General features: G+C 67.1%; 23 protein-coding genes and 1 pseudogene. 14 read left to right on the top strand and 10 right to left on the bottom strand.

Translation table 11 applies throughout. The features are described 5' to 3' along the window. Positions 1–118 precede the first annotated feature (118 nt). The 3 genes from ABZW96_RS25715 to ABZW96_RS25705 all read left to right on the top strand — a co-directional run bounded on the left by ABZW96_RS25715 (position 119) and on the right by ABZW96_RS25705 (position 2,665). A complete protein-coding gene (locus ABZW96_RS25715; protein ID WP_355078179.1) occupies positions 119–1,108 on the top strand; it encodes a nitroreductase family protein in 990 nt (329 codons plus the stop codon). Positions 1,109–1,203: 95 nt separating this feature from the next. After that, positions 1,204–1,740 (top strand): hypothetical protein, encoded by a 537-nt coding sequence (locus tag ABZW96_RS25710; protein ID WP_355078178.1) that lies wholly within the window; start codon positions 1,204–1,206, stop codon positions 1,738–1,740. Between the two features lie 25 nt (positions 1,741–1,765). Next, complete coding sequence (locus ABZW96_RS25705) at positions 1,766–2,665, top strand: universal stress protein (protein ID WP_355078177.1); 900 nt, start codon at positions 1,766–1,768, stop codon at positions 2,663–2,665. Here ABZW96_RS25705 and ABZW96_RS25700 read toward each other — a convergent pair. Continuing rightward, positions 2,643–2,991 (bottom strand): annotated as a pseudogene (locus ABZW96_RS25700) (putative PEP-binding protein); the annotation flags it as partial. The gene ABZW96_RS25705 and the pseudogene ABZW96_RS25700 overlap by 23 nt on opposite strands. Before the next feature lie 284 nt (positions 2,992–3,275). On the opposite strand from ABZW96_RS25700, the gene ABZW96_RS25695 reads away from it, so the two are divergent. The 3 genes from ABZW96_RS25695 (at position 3,276) to ABZW96_RS25685 (ending at position 4,596) form a co-directional block, all read left to right on the top strand. Beyond that, entirely contained in the window at positions 3,276–3,545 is a 270-nt protein-coding gene (locus ABZW96_RS25695) for a metal-sensitive transcriptional regulator (protein ID WP_355078176.1), read from the top strand. Between the two features lie 31 nt (positions 3,546–3,576). Beyond that, positions 3,577–3,990 (top strand): DUF302 domain-containing protein, encoded by a 414-nt coding sequence (locus ABZW96_RS25690; RefSeq protein ID WP_355078202.1) that lies wholly within the window; start codon positions 3,577–3,579, stop codon positions 3,988–3,990. A 342-nt stretch (positions 3,991–4,332) separates the two neighbouring features. Further along, on the top strand, positions 4,333–4,596 hold the full coding sequence (locus tag ABZW96_RS25685; RefSeq protein WP_355078175.1) for a hypothetical protein: 264 nt from the start codon (positions 4,333–4,335) through the stop codon (positions 4,594–4,596). Positions 4,597–4,700: 104 nt separating this feature from the next. Here ABZW96_RS25685 and ABZW96_RS25680 read toward each other — a convergent pair whose 3' ends face one another. The 3 genes from ABZW96_RS25680 to ABZW96_RS25670 form a co-directional block, all read right to left on the bottom strand. Further along, the gene (locus ABZW96_RS25680; RefSeq protein WP_355078174.1) at positions 4,701–5,186 is read right to left on the bottom strand and encodes a hypothetical protein; all 486 of its coding nucleotides are present in this window, start codon (positions 5,184–5,186) and stop codon (positions 4,701–4,703) included. Positions 5,187–5,314: 128 nt separating this feature from the next. After that, positions 5,315–5,818 (bottom strand): DUF4158 domain-containing protein, encoded by a 504-nt coding sequence (locus ABZW96_RS25675; RefSeq protein ID WP_355078173.1) that lies wholly within the window; start codon positions 5,816–5,818, stop codon positions 5,315–5,317. A gap of 224 nt (positions 5,819–6,042) precedes the next feature. After that, positions 6,043–6,291, bottom strand: coding sequence for a hypothetical protein (locus tag ABZW96_RS25670; RefSeq protein ID WP_355078172.1), 249 nt, complete (start codon positions 6,289–6,291; stop codon positions 6,043–6,045). A 164-nt stretch (positions 6,292–6,455) separates the two neighbouring features. On the opposite strand from ABZW96_RS25670, the gene ABZW96_RS25665 reads away from it, so the two are divergent. The 4 genes from ABZW96_RS25665 to ABZW96_RS25650 all read left to right on the top strand — a co-directional run bounded on the left by ABZW96_RS25665 (position 6,456) and on the right by ABZW96_RS25650 (position 14,011). After that, entirely contained in the window at positions 6,456–7,370 is a 915-nt protein-coding gene (locus tag ABZW96_RS25665; RefSeq protein ID WP_355078171.1) for a universal stress protein, read from the top strand. A 103-nt stretch (positions 7,371–7,473) separates the two neighbouring features. Continuing rightward, positions 7,474–7,959, top strand: coding sequence for a DoxX family protein (locus ABZW96_RS25660; RefSeq protein WP_355078170.1), 486 nt, complete (start codon positions 7,474–7,476; stop codon positions 7,957–7,959). A 290-nt stretch (positions 7,960–8,249) separates the two neighbouring features. Continuing rightward, complete coding sequence (locus ABZW96_RS25655; RefSeq protein WP_355078169.1) at positions 8,250–9,707, top strand: amidase; 1,458 nt, start codon at positions 8,250–8,252, stop codon at positions 9,705–9,707. 158 nt (positions 9,708–9,865) lie between these two features. Next, a complete protein-coding gene (locus tag ABZW96_RS25650) occupies positions 9,866–14,011 on the top strand; it encodes a TIR domain-containing protein (RefSeq protein WP_355078168.1) in 4,146 nt (1,381 codons plus the stop codon). Between the two features lie 3 nt (positions 14,012–14,014). Here ABZW96_RS25650 and ABZW96_RS25645 read toward each other — a convergent pair whose 3' ends face one another. The 4 genes from ABZW96_RS25645 to ABZW96_RS25630 form a co-directional block, all read right to left on the bottom strand. Then, complete coding sequence (locus ABZW96_RS25645) at positions 14,015–14,815, bottom strand: hypothetical protein (RefSeq protein ID WP_355078167.1); 801 nt, start codon at positions 14,813–14,815, stop codon at positions 14,015–14,017. Between the two features lie 143 nt (positions 14,816–14,958). After that, positions 14,959–15,903 carry a hypothetical protein gene (locus ABZW96_RS25640; protein WP_355078166.1) on the bottom strand — a complete coding sequence of 315 codons (945 nt, stop codon included), beginning with the start codon at positions 15,901–15,903 and terminating at the stop codon, positions 14,959–14,961. Beyond that, entirely contained in the window at positions 15,884–16,477 is a 594-nt protein-coding gene (locus tag ABZW96_RS25635) for a hypothetical protein (RefSeq protein WP_355078165.1), read from the bottom strand. The genes ABZW96_RS25640 and ABZW96_RS25635 overlap by 20 nt, the downstream gene beginning before the upstream one ends. A 238-nt stretch (positions 16,478–16,715) precedes the next feature. Further along, entirely contained in the window at positions 16,716–17,393 is a 678-nt protein-coding gene (locus ABZW96_RS25630) for a hemerythrin domain-containing protein (protein WP_355078164.1), read from the bottom strand. A 104-nt stretch (positions 17,394–17,497) separates the two neighbouring features. Between ABZW96_RS25630 and ABZW96_RS25625 the strand changes: the two genes are divergently transcribed. The 4 genes from ABZW96_RS25625 to ABZW96_RS25610 all read left to right on the top strand — a co-directional run bounded on the left by ABZW96_RS25625 (position 17,498) and on the right by ABZW96_RS25610 (position 22,915). Continuing rightward, a complete protein-coding gene (locus ABZW96_RS25625) occupies positions 17,498–20,791 on the top strand; it encodes a BTAD domain-containing putative transcriptional regulator (protein ID WP_355078163.1) in 3,294 nt (1,097 codons plus the stop codon). Positions 20,792–20,865: 74 nt separating this feature from the next. Further along, on the top strand, positions 20,866–21,324 hold the full coding sequence (locus ABZW96_RS25620) for a nitroreductase/quinone reductase family protein (protein ID WP_355078162.1): 459 nt from the start codon (positions 20,866–20,868) through the stop codon (positions 21,322–21,324). A 231-nt stretch (positions 21,325–21,555) separates the two neighbouring features. Further along, entirely contained in the window at positions 21,556–22,311 is a 756-nt protein-coding gene (locus tag ABZW96_RS25615) for an alpha/beta hydrolase (protein WP_355078201.1), read from the top strand. A 187-nt stretch (positions 22,312–22,498) separates the two neighbouring features. Next, on the top strand, positions 22,499–22,915 hold the full coding sequence (locus ABZW96_RS25610) for a VOC family protein (RefSeq protein WP_355078161.1): 417 nt from the start codon (positions 22,499–22,501) through the stop codon (positions 22,913–22,915). A 150-nt stretch (positions 22,916–23,065) separates the two neighbouring features. Here ABZW96_RS25610 and ABZW96_RS25605 read toward each other — a convergent pair whose 3' ends face one another. Beyond that, positions 23,066–23,668, bottom strand: a complete 603-nt coding sequence (locus tag ABZW96_RS25605; RefSeq protein WP_355078200.1) for a DUF6461 domain-containing protein — start codon at positions 23,666–23,668, stop codon at positions 23,066–23,068. A gap of 206 nt (positions 23,669–23,874) precedes the next feature. After that, entirely contained in the window at positions 23,875–24,321 is a 447-nt protein-coding gene (locus ABZW96_RS25600) for a MarR family transcriptional regulator (protein WP_355078160.1), read from the bottom strand. Positions 24,322–24,350 lie beyond the last annotated feature (29 nt).

The following is a 24,350-nucleotide window of genomic DNA, read 5'->3' as shown; positions in this document are numbered from 1 at the left end:
ACCGGTTCCTGGTCACCGAGGCCACTTGCCGGACCGGCTCAGAGTTCGTCCTGGACGGTGGCGAGGCCGCGGCTCCGGGTTTCGCGCCTGCCGGACGAATCTCGATGAGAGGCAAGCGATGCCGAGAACACACCCCGATTCCGAGACACTTCGATCCGCGTTGGCGCTGGCATCTCGTGCGCCATCGGTGCACAACACCCAGCCCTGGCGGTGGCGGCTGGGGCGCGAGACCGTCCACCTGTACGCCGACGAGAGCCGAAGACTCCCGCACACGGACCCTGACGGACGTGACCTGCTGCTGAGTTGTGGTGCGGCGTTGCATCATCTGCGCGTCGCCGCTCGTGCGGAGGGGTGGGAGACGGTGATCCATCGGCTACCGAACCCCGCCGCGCCCGAGCATCTCGCTGTCGTGGAATTCCGTCCGACCACATGCACGCCCGAGCACGTCGAGTTGGCGCGCGCCATCGGCAAACGCAGCACGGATCGCCGCCGCTTCAGCTCGTGGGAGGTGCCGCCCGCGTATATCGAGGCCATTGTCGCCGCCGGGGTGGCGACCGGAGTGCTCGTGCGCGATGTCGAGGCCGAACCGGCGCGGACCCAGCTGCTGCGAGCGTTCGAACAGGCGGCCTGGCAGCACGCCCGTGACGTCTCGTACGGCGCCGAACTCGCCCAGTGGAGCGGCAGGCACGCGGCGCCGCAAGGGGTGCCGGCGCGCAACGCGGTGTCGACCGAGGCCGACCCCACGGTGCGTCCGTTCTCGAACCCGGGATTGCCGCAGGCGGTGGTGCGTGACATCGATGCCGCCGACCGGATGATCCTGCTGAGCACCAGCAGTGACGATCGGTTGTCCCAGCTGCGGGCCGGTGAGGCCACGAGCGCGGTGCTGTTGACCGCCACGTCGCTCGGGCTGGCCACTTGCCCGTTGACGGAGCCGATGGAGTTGGCCGACACCAGGGAACGCATCCGTGCCCACGTTCTCGACGACAGCGCGCATCCGCAGATGATCGTGCGGATCGGTTGGGCGGTTCCGAGCGCGGATCCGGTCCCGCCCACGCCGCGCCGCCCGCTCGACGAGGTGGTGCATCCGCTGGATCGTTCGGGTTCATGACGAGGCGTGCCCTGGAGGGGTGATCCAAGGTGGCGCGGTATCCGTCGCGGACGGTTCGCCTGTGGCGATGCCGGCCGTGGAACGGCAATCCACTGATGCGCGCTTCGGACCGGTGGGAGGCACTGGTGCGGCTGTTCGCCGCGATGGCAGTGCTGATCGCCGTGCCGCTCGCCGTCGTCGCGGGCACGGCAGGCAGCATGAAGGCCGCGCAGCGGATCCGGGTGGAGAACTCCGCCAAGGTGGCCGTGACGGCGACGGTGGCAGGCGCACCGGAACCGGTGCTGACAGTCGCTGGACAGGACGACGCACGGGCACGGTTCCAAGCGCCGGTGCGGTGGAGCCGGGACGGCCGCGAAGGCAGCGCGACCGTCCCGGTCCCCGGCGCGGCGGAACCCGGCAGCCACGTCACGGTGTGGTTCGATTCGGCCGGGAAGACAACCACACCGCCGCGGCCGTACTCGGACGCGCTGTGGGCCGGAGTCGCGCTCGGCTCGGTCACCTTTGTCGGAATGTGTTTCGGTGCGATGGTTTCGGCTTCATCTACCGCACGGTTGCTCGACCGAATGCGTGGCGCTCGCTTGGCGGCCGAATGGCGGCGTCTGAGCGGACCGATCGGAACGGACATGGAATGACGGACCTGGGATCGAGGAGAGCGCCATGACGGAGAACTCGACCGCGCACGTGGAACCGCCGGATCGGCCGATCGTCGTCGCCGTCGATGGTTCGGCCAGCTCGTGTCACGCTGCGGCGTGGGCCGCGGCCGACGCCGCGCTGCATCGTTCCCGACTGCACATCGTGACGTCCGTCGCTGTGCCGCCCGGGTTCGGCCTCGGCGCCACACTGACCGAATCCGATATCGAATGGCTGCGCAAGGACGGGGAACGGGTGCTCACCGAGGCTGCCCGCGTCGCCAGGACCACGGCAACGGGGGAGGCGCTGGCGATCAGTACCGAGTCGACGCTCGAGCCGATAATCCCGGACCTACTGGCCCGGTCCGAGCACGCGAGAATGCTTGTCGTCGGCAGCCGCGGGCTCGGTGCGTATCGGCGCGAGTTGCTCGGATCGGTGAGCACGGCGATGACGCGGCACGCACACTGCCCGGTCGCGGTCGTGCGCTCGACTTCGGCGACCGACGCCTTCTCCGCGGGAAAGCCCGTGCTGGTCGGGGTGGACGGAACCGACAACAGCGTGCCCGCTATCGAAGTCGCCTTCGAGGAGGCCGCGCGACGTAAGGTCGGGCTGATCGCGCTGCACGCGTGGAGCGATTCGAGCGGTATCGATCTCGTGCCCGGCTGGGATGCGGTGGGGGAACGGGAGGACGCGTTGCTCGCCGAGAATCTCGCCGGATTCGGCGAGCGCTACCCGGAGGTGCCGGTGCGGCGTGTGCTGGTGCGTGACCGGCCGGTTCGTTCTCTCGTCGATCAATCGGACGAGGCCCAATTGCTCGTGGTGGGTAGCCACGGCCGCGGCGGGTTCACCGGCATGCTGCTCGGTTCCACCAGCGCGGCGTTGCTGCATACGGCGGAGTGCCCCGTCATCGTGGTGCGTCAGAGCTGACGCGGGCGTCGTTTCGCACCGAGAGCGCCTGCTCGAGCAGCACGCGCCGTTCGGCGGCGGCGATCGCCCGACGGGCCGCGGGCACCGCGTCCGGCGTCACCGAGATCGAGGTGATGCCCATCCGTACCAGGTGTTCGGCGAATTCGGGGCGTGTCGAGGGGCCTGCTCACACAGCGAAGCGGTGATCTTCAGCCGTCGCGCCGTCTCGACGATCCTGCCGATCGCGTCGAGGCGGGATCGGATTCGTCGAACAGCTCGGCGCAGGTGGCGGAGTCGCGGTCCACGCCGTGCATCAGCTGGGTGAGGTCGTTGCCGCCGATCATGAGACGTTTCTTGTCCACGGCACGGCCAGACTCATCTGCCGCAAGGTCACCACATGCTCGTCGGCAGCGCTGTCGAGCAGCCACTGTGCGGCCACTCAGGCGAATGGGCATACAGGGTCCACATACAGGGCGATATCGGCCACGAGATCCTCCTATCGCTAGGCTCCAATACCCAAGGGGGTATATTACACATCAATCACTATACGCAAGGGGGTATGCATCACGACGATCCGATGGATACCCCTAGGGGTATTATGAACTGGCACTGAAAGAGAAAGGGCGCACCCATGGTCGGCGACGAAACCGCTATCACCGAAACACTCAACAGGCTGCGGCGCGCACACGGTCAGCTCGCCGGCGTCATCGCCATGATCGAGCAGGGCCGGGACTGCAAAGACGTGGTCACCCAGCTCGCCGCAGTCTCTCGCGCGCTCGACCGCGCCGGATTCAAGATCGTCGCGACCGGATTGCGCGAATGCCTGAGCGGGAGCTCCGGCGACGGTCAGCAGCCGATGACCGTCGAAGAGCTGGAGAAGCTGTTCCTCGCTCTGGCCTGACTACGATCGCCCCGCACGGAAGGACCGCATGATGAACCTGGGACTGTCCACCACTTTGCACACCGATTTCGGCGATGCCGTCGACCGGACCCGGGCCGCTCTGAGCGAGCAGGGATTCGGCGTTCTGACCGAGATCGACGTGCGAGCCACACTCGAAGCCAAACTCGACGCGCACATGGAGGATTACCTCATCCTCGGGGCCTGCAATCCGCCCCTGGCGCACGAAGCGGTCGGCATCGATCGGCAGATCGGGCTCCTGCTGCCCTGTAATGTCGTCGTGCGCCGCAACCCCGACTCCGACAGTGAGGTCATCGTGGAAGCGATGAATCCGCGACTGATGGTTCAGGTGTCGAACGAACCGGCGTTGCAACCCATCGCCACTCGGGCTGCCGCCAAACTGCAGGCGGCCATCGACTCGCTGAACTCCGCGAGCCGTGGTGTCTGACTGCGCGGTCGGTCCCGCGTCCCGCTAGAACCAGGTCACCTCTGTTCGGTTCGTCGCGCTTCCCGCACAACCGCCTCCGCCGCGCGTGGGACGGCTGCCGCGACGGGCTCGGACAGGGGTCCCGGTAGTAACCGTCGAAAAACCAACGGATATGGCGAAGCTGCTGGTCAGCGGCGGCGGTCGGCTCCCGGCCTCAGTATCGAGGTCAGCTCGCGCATGGCTTGGGGGACGGTTTGAAGTAGCGGCGGAGGTTCTCGGCCTTGCGGTGCCGCGACTTCGCCATGAGTTCGAGCAGGCTCGCGCCGGACTCGCCGATACTACGGCTACCCCGGGGATCAGGGGGTGCTGGAGGTGAACATGGGCGCCGGCGGTGACGGTGTCGCCGCCGCGTACCGGCTCCTGGACGCACGAGGCCTGCACCGTACATGGATGTGTGCCTGTGGTTCGCACTCGATGGCCGGTTCACGGTCGCACCTTGCCGTGTGGTCCGAACCGGGCGACCTCGATGTGAGTCGCCGGGTCGACGACATCCTGGTGGGCAGCGGGCGACCGCTCGACGCACTCTGGCGCGAAGACGCACCCTGGTTCTGGGAGCTCAACGCCTGAGGCTCTTGAACACAACGAGAACCGGCCAGAGTATCTGGCCGGTTCTCACGTTCCAGGCTCGCACGCTGCGCAGCGGTCCGGTGCGGACCGCTGCGGGCCGAGGACTATTCCAGAGTCAGAGTCAGGGTCCGGTTCTCGGTGGTGTCCTTCTGGATCTCGACTTGGCTCATGTCCTCGGCGTCAGGCGGCAGGTAGGCGAACGCGGCGGTGATCTCGACCGCACGGTCATCGTAGTAATACGTCATGAGTTCAATGCCGTCGCCGTCGCGAGCATCTGCGCGATTCGGGCCCTCGCCGTAGTCGTAGCCCAATGGCACCCTGACCTTCGTCTGCCGAGATTCGCCGTCACAGGTCACCCGATCCAGGGCCTCGTCTTTCATGCGGACGGGTCGGCCTTCCGGGCTTTTGAACCGTTCGGACTCGACCTTGACCCACAGGGCGTTGGCCTGGCCGGGTTCGCAGACGTAGGTGATCTCGGCGACGACCCACCAGCTGTAGTCGCCGTGTGCGTCTGGGAACGCTCTCCCGATCCATATGCTGGTCGTTGCGCTGGCCGGTCCGGCCGCGTTGACCAGTACAGCGGCGGTCAACGCGAGTATCGAAGCGAAAAGTCTTCCACGAACCACTATGTGCGCCTTTCGGTGTCGGTAGGTGGTGGAAAAGATCCGTCGAGCGGACAGCAGCCTAGACCACGCCACACAGCAGTTATGCACGAGTCCTATAAGTGACACCAGAGGGGTTTGCGCGAGTCCCGGGGTAAGCGCGAACCCCAGGTCGGCGACATGGTGGGGCTCGGACCGGGATCCGCGGCGCGGTGCCGCGGTTGGTTCTTCGCGGTCAGTTCCGGAAGGTACTTATAGAGCGTGGTCCGCGATATCCCCAGCAGCCGCGCGATCGAGGACACCGACTCATCCGGCCGGGTCTGCGCCCGCCGGCCGTAGGAACCGATATGGGTCGCATCCACCTTCAACTGCTCGGCCAGTCGTGCCACCGCCACCGGCGGCGCAGTCACCACCCGATGCGGCACGAAGCCCAGCCACGGCAACGTGCACAACGCAATCGCCAGACCCAACCGATCCGCCGGACCCCGGCCCCGGCCCGGGTCAACAAACGCCAGATCTGCCGGAGTCAACGTGAAATACCGGAACAACTCCTCGCGACTGATCTCCGGGAACCCCCGCAGACGCTCCAACTCCTCGTCCGCGAACACCCGCGTCGCCACGAACCCTCAACCTCCACCCGCGCCGACCAACATCATCGGCAGCCAAGCCGAGCATCAACCACGCACACCCGCACCCAGAACGCGAAAACTCGCTCCCACCAGGGTGTTACGCCAAATCCGTTGTTTACGCGCCGTTTCTACCGGAACCCCGGACAGACCGACGCCCGGCTCGAGGCGCACCACATCCACCGCCACTACGACGGCTCCCGTCGTCTCCGCGGTATTCATTGCCCACGCCGACGGCCACGGCCCACGGCGCGGTCATCGGCGCACACCATGTCGCGGTCCAGGAAGTGGGCCGAGCAGGGTATGCACGGATCGTAGTTCCGGACCGCGCGTTCGCACATCGTGGCCAGCGCGGCGTCATCGAGGTCGAGGTGGTCGGAGACGACGCGCCGCGGATCGTCCAGTCCGGTCAACCGGGAGATGCGCCGCGAGGGACCAAGGTCCCGAATCGCGATTGCCGACGGCATCGGGCCCAGCGGCGACGGTCCAGAGGACCGGCCTGCCTCGCTCGAGTGGTCTTTGGTCACTTCTCCCGGGGACGATCAGCCGCATTCGAGCCTGTGCCGCGGCTCATACCGTTGAGGTCGGCACCCGGCTGGGTGCTACGCGACCACAGGCTCGGGAGGTCCCCATGACAGAGCAGCGATTCGACGACCCGCATCACCTCGCCACGGCGAAAATCGTTGTCGGCGTGGATGGTTCGGACGGGTCGTGGACCGCCCTCCGGTGGGCGGCGCGGTTCGCGGCCGATCGCGGACGCGAACTCGAGATCCTCCACGGCATGGACGCGGTGGGCAACGACTGGGTACTCGGCGACTACGAGGTCGTGATTCCCTCGGTCCTCGACGTCATCCGGCAACAGGGACAGGATGTGGTCGCCCGGGCCGAACGCGTGGCCCGATCGGTCGCACCCGAGTTGCGCATCTCGTCTCGCGCGACCACCGATACCGGGAAGCAATTGCTGATCGAGCACAGCGCGGAGGCGTACGCGGTCGTGCTCGGTGCGACCGGAAACTCGGGGACGTTCACCCATCTGGGCTCCACGCTGCTGGCCGTGACCGCCCACGCGCGCGGCGCCGTGGTCGTCGTGCGCCCCGACCCTGATGCCGACGGCGCGGTCCACACATCCGGCCCGGTGGTGGTCGGCGTGGACGGTAGCCCCGTCGGCGACGCGGCTATCGAGGCAGCCTTCACGGAAGCGGCCGAACGCGATGTCGAACTCGTCGCTGTCCATGTGTGGAGCGACTGGGACTCCGGGCGCTTCGCCGGTCACGCCCACCGGGCCGAGGCCGAACTCGACAACATCGAGCGGGCGGTTCTCGCCGAGCGTGTCGCGGGGTGGCAGGAGAAGTTCCCCGAGGTTCGCGTCGCACGGAAAGTCGAGGTTTCCGCGCCGGCGTCGCACCTGCTGTCCTGGTCGAACGTGGCGCAGTTGCTGGTCGTTGGCAGTCGCGGGCGGGGCGGTTTCGCGGGCATGTTGCTCGGTTCCACCGCGAACACTCTGGTACAGCATGCCTCGTGCCCGGTCATGGTCGTCCACCCGTGATGACCGAGATCGGGCACAGGGCGGTGTAACTTCGACGTACGCGGCGGTAGCCGCCACGGTGCTGCTCGTCGGCGGACCATGTGATATCGGGAGGCGAGTGCCGATGGCGGCGACGGATCGGTGGTCGTGGCCGCGCATCCTCGGCGCGGACGGCCCGGCGGCAGTGATCTGTATCCGGTTGGCGGTGGGGCTGGTGTTCCTCAGTGAGGGGATTCAGAAGTACCTGTATCCGGACAAACTGGGGCCGGGCCGGTTCGAGAAGATCGGCATCCCCGCACCGACGTTCTTCGCGAACTTCGACGGTGTCATCGAAATCGTCTGCGGCGTCTTGATCGTCATCGGACTGCTGACCCGCTTCGCCGCGCTGCCGTTGCTGGTGGATATCAGCTTGGCGATCGTCTTCACGAAGTTGCGTGAGCTGCGCCCGGGCGGGTTCCAGGGAGTGGAAGGCTTCTGGGGAATGGTCCACGACGCGCGCACCGATGTCGCGATGTTGCTCGGGTTGATCTTCCTGATCTGGGCTGGGCCCGGCCGCTGGTCACTGGATGCGTGGCTCACCCGCCGTGCTCAGCACGACGTCCTTGCGTAGTCCCGTCGTAGGAGTGCCCACGATGGTCACTGTCATGCCCCCCCGACATGGCGGGTCTGGCTGCGTCGTGTGGACCATCCATTGCCATCTTGATTCATGGTGTTTCGACATTGCGTCCTGTTGGCGAAAGTTGCCCGATTTGGCCTGCTTCGTGCATGAATCACCTTCTGTCGGAACGATTTTCGAACCTCGCCGAAGCATGTATAGAATCCGATCCGGTACAGCGAGTCCCGGCTGAACTTCGGTGAGGAACCACCGAGCGCGAACCCTAGGGGTGAAAAGGAGACAGCATGTCCGGACTGGAGTTCGCGACTCTCCGTGATCAGGTGGCCGCGCTGCGGACGAAAACCATCTCGGCCACCGAACTGCTCGAGCTGACCATCGCGCGGATCGAAAAGTTCGACGACAAGGTCAACGCCGTTGTGGTGCGGGATTTCGACCGCGCCCGCGCCGCAGCGAAGCAGGCGGACGCGGCGCTGGCGCGCGGTGAGTACGCACCGTTACTGGGCGTGCCGGTGGCGGTGAAGGAATCGTTCAATGTCGCGGGTCTGCCGACGACGTGGGGATTTCCCGATGCGAAGGATTGGCAGCCTGCCGAGGACGCGGCGTTGGTGACGCGGGTGAAGGGTGTGGGCGGTGTTGTCATCGGCAAGACCAATGTGCCGCGCGCCCTGCACGACTGGCAGTCCTACAACGACATCTATGGCACCACCAACAACCCGTGGGACCTGACACGCTCGCCCGGCGGCTCCTCGGGCGGCTCGTCCGCCGCGCTCGCGGCAGGGTATGTCTCGCTGGCACTCGGCTCCGACATCGGCGGCTCGCTGCGGGTACCAGCGCATTTCTGCGGCATATACGCCCACAAGCCGTCTCGGACGCTGCTGCCGGGTCGGGGGAATACGCCGCCTCGGACGCCTGCGCTGCCGGCCCCGCAAGACCTCGCCGTGGTCGGGCCCATGACGCGCAGTGCCGCCGACCTGACGTTGGCGACCCTGTTGCTCGCCGGTCCCGACGAGGTGGAGGCGGTCGCATACAAGCTCGCGCTGCCACCGCCGCGCAGCGCCGAGTTCGACGACTTCCGGGTGCTGGTCATCGACACTCATCCGTTGTTGCCGACGTCGACCGTCATCCGCGACGGGTTCGACCGGATCGCTCGAGGGCTCGAAAAGGCTGGTGCCGCGGTCGCCCGGCACAGCGCGCTGCTGCCCGACCTCACATTGACGGCGAACACCTATCTGACACTGCTGATGTCGCAGTTCGGCGCGGATGCGCCGGTCGATACCTACCGAGCGCTCCAAGCCGCCGTTGCCGACATTCCGCCGAACTCCGACCGTCCGGAGGATGTCATCCGCCGCGCGTTCGTGGCCGGCCACGGCGACTGGATCAGGGCGGACCGTGTCCGTATGGTCCTGGCCGACCAGTGGCGACGCCTGTTCGACGAATTCGACGTGGTGCTGTGCCCGATCACGCCGACGCCTGCCTTCCCGCATGACCATTCGGACATGGACACTCGCACTATCGATATCGACGGCACCACGCACCCCTATAACTACCACCTGGTGTGGGCGAGTATCGCGACACTGCTCGGGCTACCGTCTACCGCAACGCCGATCGGGCGCTCGCCCGAGGGGCTGCCCTACGGCATGCAGATCATCGGCCCCTATCTCGAAGACCACACCACGTTGCGGTTCGCGGAGTTGATCGAGCAGGAGTTCGGCGGATTCAGCCCGCCGCCCGGTTTCGTCTGAGGGAGGTCGACTCGCTTCGCTCTTGTCGCGGGCCCGAAGGGTGCGCTGATCGGATCCGGTGACGAACCGGTAAAACCGCTGTGCGGCTCAGCTGGACCGGTAGCGTTGTTCCAGCACTCGGCTTTGTGTCTGCGTCCGGCTTTCGCCGGGACGACGGTATGGCGATCGCTGGAGGAGTGGTGGCCCGGGTATTCATCAGCCACGCCGGCACAGACCGGGCGTGGGCCGACGAGATCCACGGTTGGCTGGTCGCGGAGCGGCACGAGGTGTTCCTGGACCAGCATCCGGTCGACGGCCTTGCCGCAGGGGAGGAATGGGAGCAGCGGCTCTACGAGCGTTTGCGATGGGCCGACGCGGTGGTCTGCGTCATCACCCCGACCTACCTTCGATCTACCTGGTGCGCAATCGAAATCGGCATCGCGAAAACCCTCGGCAGCAGATTGCTTCCAGTGCGTGCGGCGGCGGGCGCGACACATCCGCTGCTGAAATCGATCCAGCAGCCCGACGCCGTGGCCGATGCCGACGCGGCGCGGGCTGGACTGGCGCGATCGTTGCGCGCGCTGGACGCGGGCGGAGGATCGGGCTGGCCGGACGACCAGTCGCCGTACCCCGGCTTGGCGTCGTTCGAGACCGCCCAGCACCGGGTCTTCTTCGGGCGCGCACGGGAGGCGAGCGCGATCGCTGAGCGATTGCGCGCCCCCGCCTTCCGATCCACCCCCTCGGTCTTGCTGGTCATCGGACCATCAGGATGCGGCAAATCCTCCCTGGTGCGCGCCGGTGTCATCCCGTTGATCGCGGAGGAAAACTACTGGCTGCCAATGGAACCGATGACGCCCGGCGTGGACCCTGTGGGTGCGCTTGCCCGGACGCTGGCGATCGCCAGACGACGGACCGGACTCGATTGGCAACTGTCATCGGTGCGCGACCGCCTGGCGAAAGACGGCTTGCGAGAAGTCTCGGATGAGATATTGATCGCGGACGAGTCGAGCCGCCGGCGCAAACTGCTGTTGGTGGTCGACCAATTCGAGGAATTGTTCCGACGCGCCGAGCCCGCGCAGCGCGCGGAGTTCACCGAACTGCTCGCCCCGGCGATCGGCGGGCCCGTGCAAGTGCTGGCCACCTTGCGGACGGAATTCCTCGACCAAATGATCGTCGATCCTGCGATGAGCTCATTGTCGACCGAAACGTATCCTTTGCGCCCACTGCGGAAAGGCGGACTTCGCGAGGTCATCGAACGACCTGCGCGGGTGGCCGGTTTCCGCATCGACGACGGCCTCGTCACCGAGCTGCTCGCCGACACCGACAGCGGTGAGGCGCTGCCCTTGCTGGCATTCGCACTGGAGCGACTGGCCGACGGTGTGCACCGCGGTGGGACGCTCTCATTACAACGCTACGACGAAACCGGCGGTGTACGAGGCGCGCTGGTACGTCAGGCCGAAGTGGCGCTGGCGGAAGCCCGCGCGGCCACCACCCTCACCGACAACCAGATCATCGACGTGATGCTGCGCCTGGTGACCGTCGACGAACGGGGTGTGCCCACCCGCGCCCGGATACCGCGCGACGAGCTGACCGAAACCGACGCCACGGTCGTCGACGCGTTCGTCACGCAACGACTGCTCACCATCGATGAAGAAGACAGACGAATCGTCGTCTCGGCGGCACACGAAGCGTTTCTGCAACACTGGCCGCTACTGCGAGACGCGATCGAGAAGGAGGGCAAGGCGCTGCGCGCCCGCCGCGCGATCGAGGAAGCCGCCGCTGACTGGAAGCAGGACCGCGCGGCGACCAGGCTCTGGGAGCGTGGACGACTGGAGTCGGCGATGGACGACACCGGCGCACGCATGCGCGTCCAACGGAGGCCGAATCTGCGCACGTGGCCACCGCGCCTACGTCGACTGGCGACCAACCGTGTCGACCTCAGCTCCAGCGCGAAGGAATTTCTCGAGCGTAGCTATCGCAGAGATCGCTTCCGGCGTGGGCGCGCGACGGCCGTGCTGTCCACTCTGCTCGTCGCGGCGCTGGTCGCCGCGACAATCGCGGTGATCCAGCAGCGCAAGGCTGTCGACCAGCAACGCACAACTGTCGCACGCGCGCTGCTCACGGATGCGCAAGGCCTGTTTCAAGCCGAACCGCGCACCTCGATCCGTCTCGCGCTGGCGGCCGACACTATTCACCCAAGTGTCGAAACCCGCAACTGGCTTGTGGACTGGCTCGCCACCACCGACTACGGCGGAACGCTCGACGGCAACGGACGAGAGGTGAGCCATACCGTGTTCTCCCCGGACGGTCACATGCTCGCGGTACAGACCTATGACGGCGTCATCGCGCTGTGGGATCTCACAGATCCGCGCGGACCGCGCCGGTACGGCGATCCGTTGACCGGCCCGAGTACCCTCGCGGAGCCTGTGTTTTCACCGGACGGACGCCGACTACTGACCGGTGCGGGGATCGATATCGATGCCAGGAACGCCAGACTCGGTATGGTCTCGCACGATCACACCTTCGACGGAAACGGCCTGGAAGGCGTGCTGGAGTGGGATGTCAGCGATCCGAGCCATCGGCTGGTCGGCAAACGCCTGCTGCCGGATATCGACGAGAAGACGCAAATGGTGCTCGACTCCGGTGGGGCCTTCGCAGTCACTTTCGGCTGGACCCAGCCGACGCGGCTGTGGGACTTCACTGGTCCGCCGCGAGCGGTAACGCTGGCGCCGCAGGAACAACACGCCGATGCGGTCGCGATTTCGCCCGATCGGCGGACAATCGCCACCGGTGTTCCCGGAGGTGTATTCCTATGGGACGTTTCGGACCTCGGCACACCACACCAGATCGGGAGAATCGAAGCCCAACTGCCCGGACGATCGCCACTCGGCCCCGACGCACTTGCCTTCTCACCAGGCGGGGGAATCTTGGCGGTTTATCTGGACCTCGCCGGGCTCACCCGCTGGGACGTGGGCGATCCCACCCGCCCGCAACAGCTGGGTGCGGCTATGCGAGCGACCCGCCATTTCGCATTCGCACCGGCGACGGGTCGACTCGCCGTAGCGTATGGCAACGCGGCATACCTTTACGATCTCGACGATCCAGCAAACCCGCGACAGTGGCGCGGGGCGTGGGTCGGCCAGCCGAGCGATGTCAGCGCCGTAGGGGTCGCCAGCACCGGCCGAGTTGCCACCGGTGCTCGGGATGGTCGCGTCACGCTGTGGGACAGCGAATTTCGCGTTCAGCCCAAGCCTGCCGGTCCGTCGTTGTACGGAAGTTTCGATAGGAAGAGGCCACCCTGCTGTGTCACCACGGTCGGTGACTTGATGGCGATCGGCGGCGCCAACGGCAACGTCGACCTCTGGGATATCTCGAACTCGCGAGTCCCGCTCCGACTCGCCACCTGGAATGCCGAGCACGTCGATTTCTCGAGGAACGATCACCGACTGTCGGCGGTCGCCTTGTCCGCTGACGGCAAGACGGTGGCCACAGGCGGGCCGGACCGGACGGTATCGCTGTGGGACATCAGCGATCGCGCCCATCCTCGTCGTCTCGGACCACCTCTGACCGGGCTCGGCGGAATCGTGCGGGCGATCGTGTTCACACCTGACGGCAATCGCCTCGCCGCGGGCTCCGACAAGAACTCACTGGTGTGGGACATCAGCAAGCGGGAAACGCCGCGCCGGATCGGACGCGGCTTGCGCGACCGTCAGATAACAGGACTGACATTTACCGATGGCCGCCTACTCGCCCTCGGCTGGAACGGCGGGGATGCCGCGTTATGGGACCTCACGAATCCCGATGAACCGTCGTTGGCCGGCACGGCACCCACCAGAGTGATGGTCGGTAGGCTCGCATACTCGCCCGCCGCACGAGTCCTGGTCACGAGCAGCACGGACAAGACCATACAGCTCTGGGACATGCAGGATCTCGCACATCCGCGTCGGCTCGGCGACCCGCTGCGGGACACCATGGGCGGCGATGTCGACGTGATCTTCGATCAGACCGGCCGCCTGCTCGCGGAACTGGGGTTGGATGGAAGGATCCTTCTGTGGGATATCACTGATCCAGCACGTCCAGTACAAGTCGGCGACCCGATCGACGCCAGGGCCGATGCGGTGGCCGGTGCTCAATTGAGCACCGACGGTGACACACTGGTCGCGGTGTACAGCGACGGCCCAGCGGTCATCTGGGATTTGAGCGCGCTGAACGAATTACGTCGGCGGACCGTCGAAATCGCGTGCGCGACAGTGGGTACGGGACTCGATCTCGCTGGCTGGCAGCAATACATCCCGACGATCGAATACCGCCGGACCTGCCCGTGACGTTCACGGCTTGCGCGTCAGCCGTACCGCTCGGCCCCCGCTTTCGTCGGTGATGAGGATCTCGCCGTGCGGTTCGACGGCGATTCCGCTGATCGCGCCGAGTTCGGCGTACGGCAACCGAATCGGCGTCGTCGATCCGGCCGGAATCCGCCACAATCTCCCGTCCTGTGTGGACGCGCCGACCATACTGGCCGTGTCCGGAATCCAGGCGTTGTCGGCCAGCAGCAGCGCTCCGTCGTGATCGAAGGCGAGCGCGGCGACCGCTTCGCCGGCAGGCAGCGGAGTTTCGGTGGGCGTCACCGAACCCGGCGGGATACGCAGCAGTCGATTGACCGGGGCGGTGCTCGTCACCACCAACTCGCCGGCGTCGGAAACCGTGATCGGCGCACCGAGGTGATCGACCGTCAACAGCACAACCTGCGTACTGGAGCCTGCCGGGAACTTCAGGATTCGGGCGTTGTCCGGGTCGGTGATGTACACATTCCCCGTACGGTCGACCGCGACGCCGGCTCCGTTCGCACGTTCGGAACTATTCAGGTCGGCCGCGCCGAACCCCACTAGCGGCAACAGCGCGACATTTTTCGTGTCGGCCGCCACCTTAAGCACCTGACCGTGCTGATAGTCGCAGACATAGAGCTGAGCGTCCTGTCCGATGGCGAAACCCGAGGGCCAGTGCAGATCCGGCAGACCGATGCGCTCCGGAGTGTATCGCCCGGAGGGCAGCCGCTGGATGCCCTCGTTCTCGGACACGTAGACGTCTCCGCTCGCGGAGACCGCGATGCCACTCGGCCCCGAAACCGGCATCGGCAGCTCGGTTTGCGCCGCCCAGCCCCACATGTCCCGGTTCGAACGTTGAGCCGGCCACCACACCCAAACCGCCACGCCCACCGCCACCACCACGACAACCCCCGCCGCGATCCACCCTCCCCTCGACCGCAGCCTCATATTCAGCATTTGGCCGGTACCGTGTCGCCCGCCAGGCGGAACTCGAACCGGATCGCGCCCGGGCTCTGCGCGGGCAGGACGATGGCCGCGCCGTGCCCGGGCCTCCAGGTCCGGGGGACCAGGACGTAGTGGTCACCGATGCGGCTCAGTGGCGCCAGCCCGTCGTAGCGGAACCGGTAGGCGGATCCGGTGTCGGGGTCGGGGTCGCAGGGCGTCGTTCGGACATCCGGCCCGGAAAGGTGCAATTCCTTTTCGCTGTAGATGATGACTTGGGAACTGGTGGGCAGTTGCGCGGCCCATTCCCGAGCTCGGGTCTGACCGACCGCGACCGAGTAATCGGTGGCGATCCAGAACAAATTGATGCCGACCATGAGAAACAGGATCACCCACTCCGCGACCGCTGCCGCCTGCGACGGTGGCGGCACTGTCGCAGGCAGGCTTTCACGCAGACGCTTACGACGCAGCACGACCAGCAGCCAGAACACCAGCACCCCAGCGATGATCGACACCGGTGCCACGCACAAACCCTTGTTGATCGGGGTCACTACGTATATCCGGGACAGCCCGTTGACGAGGACCGCCCCGGCGATCAGCACGATCGCGGCGGTGGCCCACCGCCCCGGTCGACGGGTGCGGATCGAATCCGGAAGCGCGACGTATCCCCACAGCACCGCCATACCGATGAGACCGACGAGTGTCAGCGGCACGAACAGTGCGTCGACGGTGCGCATCAGGTACTCACGGATGCTCGGATTCAGCGTCGTCGAGTCGACACCGAAGTAGTTGAAGTACCAGTAGACATGCGCCCATCCGAAGTAGAACAGGACGGCGGTGAGCAACGTAGTCGGCGCGACCAGTTGCCCGATGGATCGTGCGACGTGACCGAACCCGTCGAACGCCGAACCCGTTGCGGGTGTCGACGCCTGCTCATCTGGTGGTGGTGACACGTGGCTTGCTCGTCGCCGTCTCGGTGGGCGTTTGGGTTCGGGTGGTCGAGTCGGTTCCGGTAGGGGAGACGGTTCTCGTGGGGGAGGTGGTGTCGGATGTCTTCGGTTCGAAGCCTTCTGTGCCGCAGGGAAGTTTCTGCGGGGACAGTGTTCCCGTGAGCAGCGTCAGTGTCGAGCCGGACATCAGAATCAACGACCCGTTCACCGACTCTCCGGTCGGGGTCGAATCCTGCTTCGCGCCGGAGAATCCGGAGTACTGGCAAATGCTGCGGTAGGTGTCGGCCTTGTCTTGTGCGACGGCAACGCTCGCGCAGCCGCCGCACGCCGCGGCTATGCGCTGCACTGCCAACTCTTTGACCGCGACGATTGGTGCGCCCTGGAGTTCGGTGAACGCCGGAATCCGGAAGGGCGCCCCGGCCGCCTTACCGGCATCGGTTTTGCCTGGTCGCCCCGGCGCTTCATCACCCGGCGGGGCATCGGTTCCGGACAACAGTTGGGTCGTCGTCGCAGTGCCCGCTTGCGGGTCGGGTATCGACGTGGCGCATGCCGATAACGCGAGCGCCGCCCCACCCACGACCATCATTCGCCGAGCGAACATTCTTTCCCTCCCCGCATTCCGGAACACGATTACGTCGGTGCTCAGTCAACGCGCACGTGACCGACCGTGTCGCACCACTGATCATCTCACTGCCCAGGTGACGAAGCACCATTTCTGTCACTCATGACGCTGTGTGCGGCATGCGAATGCGCCGAATCTCGGCGGCTGGGCATTTCCGCGACGAGGTGCAGCGACTTCGATTGTCGTTTCGCGGTCACCACTCCGGATCGGCGTGGTAGATCTCGCGGTATTCCTTGGCGAAGACGCGGCGGCCGAGCAGACGCCACGCGAGCCGGGCGGGAAGTGGCATCTCGGCGAGAGTTTTCCGGCGGTCGTCGTCGGAGACGCCCTGCAGAATGAAGCCGAGGAAGACCAGCTGGCGGTCCTTCGGCATGTGCTCGCGTCCGCGTTCGCCGAGAGCCTGCCATTCGAGCGCGGTCATGACGTTCTCGACCACGGGCAGGATGTGCCGCTCCTCCTCGGCCATGTGCTCGTCGAGGGTATCGGACAGCGCCCGCAGCGTGGCCGCGAGCCGGTCCCGAACCGACGGGTCGGCGGCGGTGGCGAACTCGGTCCCGTCGCGGTGGGCGCGCTCGGTGAGTTCGGCGATCCGCTCGTGCTGTTCCTCCATGCGCAGCACCAGAGCGGCGTCCGCGGAGGCGCGCTCGAGCAGGATCGGCCACATGAGCTCGTCCTCGCCGGTGTGATGGTGGTGCAGGCCGTCGCCGAGTTCGCCGAGGAAGGTGATCAGGCGCCGGGCGCGCTCGACGTCTCCGGGCGCCACCGCAGCGACGAGGCCGGGCAGAGCGCTGAAGTGTCTGCGGAAGGCGTTGTGCAGGACGACCATGTCGTAGGTGTCGGGGCGGCCGGGCGCGGTGCGGGTGGTGTTCATGCGGTGCTCCTGTCGCAGTGGTGAACTGTAGCGACTGTGCGGCCCGCCGCTTGCAGCCCACTTGTAAGGCACTGCATGGGGGTCGGTCTTAGACTTGGCGCGTCATGGTTCGGATCCGGGTGCTCGGCGCGCTGACCGCGGCGGACGAGCAGGGCGAACTCGATCTCGGCGGTCCGCGGCAACGTGGCGTGCTGGCGCGGCTGCTGGTCGCACGGGGCGAGGTCGTGCCGGTCGATCGGCTCATCGATGACCTGTGGCGGGGTGAACCGCCGCCGCGGGCACTCGGCGCACTGCAGGCCTACGTCTCCAACCTGCGGCGGTTGCTGGAGCCGCAGCGGGCGCCGCGCACACCCGCCACCGTTCTGATCAGCCGGACCCCCGGCTACGCGGTCCGATTCGCCACCGAGGACGTGGACGCGTGGCGCTTCGGCGCGGAACTCGACGCCGCTGGGCAGCAGGGCGATCCGCGCGAGCGACGGCGCACGCTGGACCGCGCGCTCGCCCGCTGGCAGGGCCCCGCCTACGCCGCCTACGCGGCGGAGCCGTGGGCGACCGCGGAAGCGGCGCGGCTGGAGGAATTACGGCTGGGCGCACGCGAGCAACTCGCGGCAGCCCTGCTCGAGCTCGACGAGCCGGCGCTCGCCGCTGCCGAGGCCGAGGTCTTGAGCAGGGAGCACCCGCTGCGGGAAGAGGCGTGGCGGCTGACAGCGCTGGCTCGATATCGGGCGGGCCGCCAAGCCGACGCGCTGAGCGCCCTGCGCCAGGCCCGCAACGTTCTCGCGGACGAGCTCGGAATCGATCCGGGTCCGGCTTTGACCCGGCTGGAGGCGGACATCCTCGCGCAACGAATCCCGCTGCGCGAGCGGGCGATTCCACTCCCGCAGACACCGTCCACGTCCGCAGCGGCCGCGAGCGCACCGCAGGCCGAGCCGAATCCGGGATTGTTCGGCCGAACCGGAGAACTCGCCGCGCTGCGCGACGCGGCCGCCGGTGCCGGCCCTCGATCGGCGACTGTGGCGGGTGAAGCCGGCAGTGGGAAATCGACTCTGCTGCAGCACTTCGGCGCCGCTTTGCGCGCGAACGGGCACCGGGTGGTGATCGGACGCTGCCCGGAGGACGACGCCGCTCCGTCGGCTTGGCCATGGGTCGAGATCCTGCGCGCCCTGGCCCGCGAGCACGATCCCGGCGGCTTCGCGCCCGCCCTGGCGCCGCTGCTCACCGACGGTGCCGGTGCACAGGACGCCGACCGCGACCATGGCCGTTTCCTGCTACATCGGGCGGTGTGCGGCTACCTGAGCGCCGTCGCCGCCGTCGCCCCGTTGGCGATCCTGCTCGATGACGTACATCGGGGCGACACCGAGACAGCGGCGCTGCTCACCGCGGTGGCGACGCAGGTACCCGGGCTCGTCGTGATCGGCTACCGCCCCGACGAGGTGCCGCCTGCGTTGGCAGACGCGCTCGCGGCCTTTGCCACCACCGTGCGCGCTCGGGTTCGCCTGCGCGGCCTCGGCGTCGAGGACAGCGGTCGCCTGATCACCGCCCTGACCGGCAGCACACCGGCGGCCGCTGTGGTCCGGACGTTGCACGAGCGCACCGGCGGGAATCCGTTCTATCTCATCGAGGTCGCACGTCTGCTGCAGAGCGAGGGCGAGCTGGTCGCCGCGTCGGACGTTCCGGAGGGTGTGCGGGACGTACTGCGCCGCAGGCTTTCCCGGCTTCCCGAGACCGGGGTGGCGCTGCTGCGTCTGGCTGCGGTGATCGGCCGGGAGTTCGATGTCGCGGTGCTGGTGCGCGCGGCCGAGGTGCCCGAGGACGACGTGCTCGACGCGGTGGAAGCGGGGGTGCTCTCCGGGCTCCTGGATGAACCGGCCAGCGGCCGAGCGCGTTTCACGCACGTTTTGGTGCGGGACACGCTGCTCGGCGACCTCTCCCGGATCCGCCGTGACCGATGGCATCGGCGGGTCGCCGCCGCGATCGAGGAGATCGATCCGGGCGATCTCGCGGCTTTGGCCCACCACTACGGCGAGTCGGTGAACCCGGAGACGGCACGACGGGCCGCCGACTACGCCGTGGCGGCAGCCGAACGGGCCGAGCGGCGCTACGCCCACGACGTCGCCGCGGCCGGGTATGAACGCGCGGCCGCCGCGCTCGAGCGTCACACCGGCGCCGACACCGTCGAGGAACGGGTCGCGATGCTGTGCCGGGCGGGTCGCAGTCATCTCGCCGGTGGCGCCGGGCTCGCCGCTCGAACCGCTCGGCACCGGGCCGCGGCGCTGGCCGAGGAGGCCGGCCGAGTCGATCTGCTGGTACGGGCGTTCACCGCGTGGGACACACCCACCCCGTGGATGAATCGACAGTACGGCGTGGTCGAGCACCGGGTCGTCGGTTGGATAGAGGACGCACTGCATTCCCCCGGCCTCGCTCCCGCCGACCGGTGCCGACTGCTGGTGACGCTTGTCGACGAGATCGGCGGCGAGGCCGGCGAACGCGCGGCGGTGGCCGCCGCCGAGGCCGAAACTCTGGCCCGCGAGCTCGGCGACGACGCCCTGCTCGCTCCCGCGCTGCAAGCCCAGGCCTCGCTGTACGACTCGCCGGAGCGCGGCCCGCTCGGAGCCGAGTTGATCGAGGTCGGGCGACGCACCGACCGGAGCGATTACCTGCTCCTCGGCCACACGGTCGCGGTTCAGGCCGCCGCGTCCGCGGCTGACATCGCCGCCGTCCGGGAGCATCTCCAGGCGGCCACCGCGCTGGCAGACCGCTATCAGTGGCGGCAGGCGCAGGTGGCGAACGCGATGGCGTGCGGGCTGGTGGCGCTCATGACCGGTGATCCCGACACGGCCGAGCAGCACTATCTGCGAGCCAACGAACTGCTGACCCGCGCGGGCATTTTCAATGCGGGCGGAATCCTGGCCATGGCGCTGTTCGTGGTGCGGCTGCACCAGGGCCGCGCCGGTGAACTGGCCGAGATGGCCGGCGCATTCGCCGATAGCGCCGTCCCCGCGACCGTCGACGCCATGGTGGATTTCATGGTGCTGGCCCTGCTCTCGGCCGGCGATCGGGCGGAAGCGGCGCGGATCCGGCGCCGGGCCCGGCCGATCCGCGACGACGTGTTCCGATCGCTGTTCCTCACACTGCGCGGCATGGCGGTCGCGACACTGGGCACGCCCACCGAGGCCGCCGCGCTCTACCGCGATCTGCTTCCCTACCGTGACCGGCTCGGTGGCGCCGACACCGGTTCCTACGCGGTCGGTCCGGTCGACACCGTTCTCGGTGACCTGGCGGCCCGGCGCGGCGATGCCGAACTCGCCGCCGCGCACTACCGGGCCGCGCTCCACGTCGCCCAACGCTGCGGCAACCCCACTTGGATCGCGGCCGCGGCCGAACGCATCGAGCGCTGACGCTTCACTGGTCGCTCACAAGTCGGACCCGGACCATCGTTCCCGACGATCCGGACCGACCGAGGAGTACCCCGATGCCGAATACCCGCCGCTTTCGCGCGGCCACCGATCTGTACCTCAAGACCGTGACCACCGCGCACCGCAAGCTGCTCGACATCAGCGGCGGCCGTGCCGGCACTCGATTCAAGAAGATGCCCACCCTGGCTCTCACCACGACCGGACGGCGAACAGGGATGCCGCGCATCGTGATCCTCACCGTTCCCGTCGTGGAGGGCGACGACAGTTATCTGATCGTCGCTTCGCGGGGCGGAGACGACATCTCCCCGGATTGGTTCCACAACCTGTGTGCCGATCCCGCGGTCGAGGTGTCGTTCCAGCACGGCCCGAAGCAACCGATGACTGCCCGCGTGCTCCCCCCGCAGGAACGCGACCGGCGGTGGCCAGAGGTCGTCGCAGCGTACCCGGGGTACCAGACCTACCAGAAGCGGACCACCCGCCAGATACCCTTGGTCCTTCTCAGCCCACGCCGGTGAGTGGCGTCGCCGCGGGGAGACCGGCCTCGCGGTACTGGAAATGGGTTGGCCGACATGACTCTCGAGCTGATAGCGTCCGGGAGCCCGTGACATCGCATGAGGAGGTGAGACCCATCAACGCTGTATCCAGTGGGTGCTCCACATCTTCTTCACGGTTGGGCGATTTGACGTAGGTGTCGCCGGGAGCGCCGCGAACATGGCAATCCCGAAAGGCAATAACCTATGCGTTCTGTGAATTTCACTGCGGAGACATCGTTGAACGGTGTCATCGAACGCGACTTCACTGTGGGTGAGGTACCCGGCGTGCTCTTCTCGCCCCGATCCGGCTCCGGCCCCGCACCCTTGGTGCTCATGGCGCACAGCGGCGGCCAGCATAAGAGGGCGCCGGGCATCGTGGGCCGGGCGCACCACTTCGTGACCGGCTACGGTTTCCACGCCGCCGCCATCGACGCACCCGGACACGGCGACCGGCCGCGAACGACGGAGGACGAGCAGCGGATCGCAGTCCTCCGGCGTGCTCAGGCTGCGGGCGAGCCGATCGGCCCTATCATCGTCGAATTGCACACCTACCTGGCCGAGCGCGCCGTGCCGGAATGGCAGGTGACGCTGGACGCCCTGCAGGAACTGCCGCAGATCGGCGCGGACGGGCGGGTCGGGTTCTGGGGCATCATGCAGGGCACCGGGATCGGGGTGCCGTTGACGGCCGTCGAACCCAGGATCATCGCGGCGGTCTTCGGCTGCCTGGGGCATGAATCCCTGGTCGAGGCGGCGGCACAGATCACCGTCCCGATCGAGTTCCTGCTCCAGTGGGACGATGAGCTGCTCGACCGTCGATCCGGTCTCGCGTTGTTCGACGCCTTCGCCTCGAAGGAAAAGACGTTGCACGCCAACGCGGGCGGTCATTTCGAGGTACCGAGGTTCGAGGTCGACAGCGCGGCACGGTTCTTCGCGCGGCATCTCGGCCAGGTCGACACGTCACCGGCCTGACGGGACAGGTATCGGCGGCCGGGCGCGAGCCGGCTGCCGATACCTCAGCCGTAGACCGCTCGCCTGCCGGCTGCGGACCTCGCTCGGGGCGTCACGGTGGATGCGCGAGATCGCCAGCGGCGGAGTGACAAGATCGCGCGGTCTGGTCGCCTGAACCGAGCCGGGTGATCATGACATGATCTCGATCATGCCGATCTCCACCAGTTCGTTCGACCATGTCCGCTTGACAGTGACCGACATCGACAGATCCCGGGCCTTCTATGACGCTGTCTTCGGATGGCCGATCGCTTGGGAGTGTCCCGCGGACGCGGACGAGGCCACCCGTGCACGATATGGGTTCCTCTTCGGCGGTGTGATCTACCAGATGGGTGATGCACTGCTCGGACTTCGCCCGGTCGCCAGTGACGAGTTCGACGAAGATCGAGTAGGACTCGACCACCTCGCCTTCGCCCTCGCCACTCGGTCGGATCTCGATTCGGCGGCTGCCTTGCTCGACGAACTCGGTATCGCGCACGCGGGAGTGAAAGACCTGGGCCCCATGTACATTCTGGAATTCCGCGATCCGGACAACATCGCGCTGGAATTGGTTGTGCGCAAACAGTGATCGCTTGCCCGCCGACATGCCGGTCGGCGGCAATGGGATTCCCGCCAAGATCACGATCGGTGACCTGTGGGACCTGGTCATCGGCGCCTGCTGACCGTCCTGTGCTTCCGAGGCGAGGAACGGCGGCGCGCGTGTTGAGCGACTCGGCAGCTACCGCGAGGCTGGGGACAGGAGCCGGCCGCTGAGAACGGGACGTTCGTTGAGGTCGTCCAGAGGCACCCCGACGCCGAGGTTCTCTGCCAGCCTGTAGAACATTCCGCGGGACCCCAAGGGACCGTATTCGTGTTCTTCGGGTCGGGCGCCGAGGGCCTGCATCTCGGTGTCGAAGCGGTGCATGTCGCTGCCTGTCCGGTCGGCTGGGACGAGGCTGGTCATGGTGTCGAGTCCGGTGATGAGGCGGCCGTTCTCGGCGTACCGGAACACCACTCCCGGTTTCTCGCTGGCGTTCAGCACCAATGCCGCGGTTCCGACTGAGGCGCGCAGCACCAGTCCTCGGTCTTCGATGCATTTCCAACTACCGTGCTCCCACACCCAGGCCCAGCTTCCGTAATGCCCTGCGCTGACCACATATCCGTCGGATGCGTAGAGATGGCCGCCCAGCTCGTAGTGGAAGTCATCCTGCTCGCGCACTGCCACGGTGTTCTGGTCGACGCCCATCCGCTCCAATAGCTCCCGGGCGTTGATCTGACGCGCGAAGGTGATGCTGAGCAGCGGCAGATCCCGGCCGTACATCCACCCAAGGCCACCGGTCATGGCGTTCACGACGCCCCCGGTTCGTTGATCCCGATCGAGGTCGGGAAACGCAGTCCATGATCATCAACCCAGGCGTCGTCATCAGCTGAAGCAGTCATAGCGGCTGACGCTGCCATGAGCCACCGACATCCATGGCCGGGTCCGGATTCTTGGTCTATCTCGCACGTTGGATCCGCAGTCCCTCCAGGGGCGGCGGGAGCGGATGTTCAGGTGGTGTGGGTCTGCTCGATGAGGGTCGCGGTGGCGCGGTCGAGGAATTCGCAGAACTGTTTGTGCTCGTCGGGGGTGAATCGATCGGTGAGGGCGCGTTCGAGCACGATGACTTCCTGATAGGCGCGGTCGAGCAGGTCGCGGCCGGTCGGGGTGAGGGTGGCGATCATGACTTTGGCGTGGACGGGCGACGGTTGCCGGTCGATGAGCTCTTTGTTCTGCATGCCGGTCAAGACAGTCGCCATGCTCTGCTGCGTGACCCCGCACGCGCGGGCCAGTTGGGCACCGGACATGGCGTCGTCGCGGGACAAGATCAGCAACACCGTGTATTGGGTCATGGTCAGTCCGTAACCGCGTAGCACCGCCTCATGGTGGGCCATGAGCGCCTGCTCGGCTCGGCGAATGCGCGTGCACACGTATTCCTCGACGGGCACGTCGACCATGTCACAACTCCCTAAGTTGACTCAGCATC

Source organism: Nocardia sp. NPDC004168, from assembly GCF_040610355.1.
Taxonomy (GTDB): domain Bacteria; phylum Actinomycetota; class Actinomycetes; order Mycobacteriales; family Mycobacteriaceae; genus Nocardia; species Nocardia sichangensis.
The sequence above is the reverse complement of the archived record's forward strand: the minus strand, read 5'-3'. Positions and strand labels throughout refer to the sequence as shown.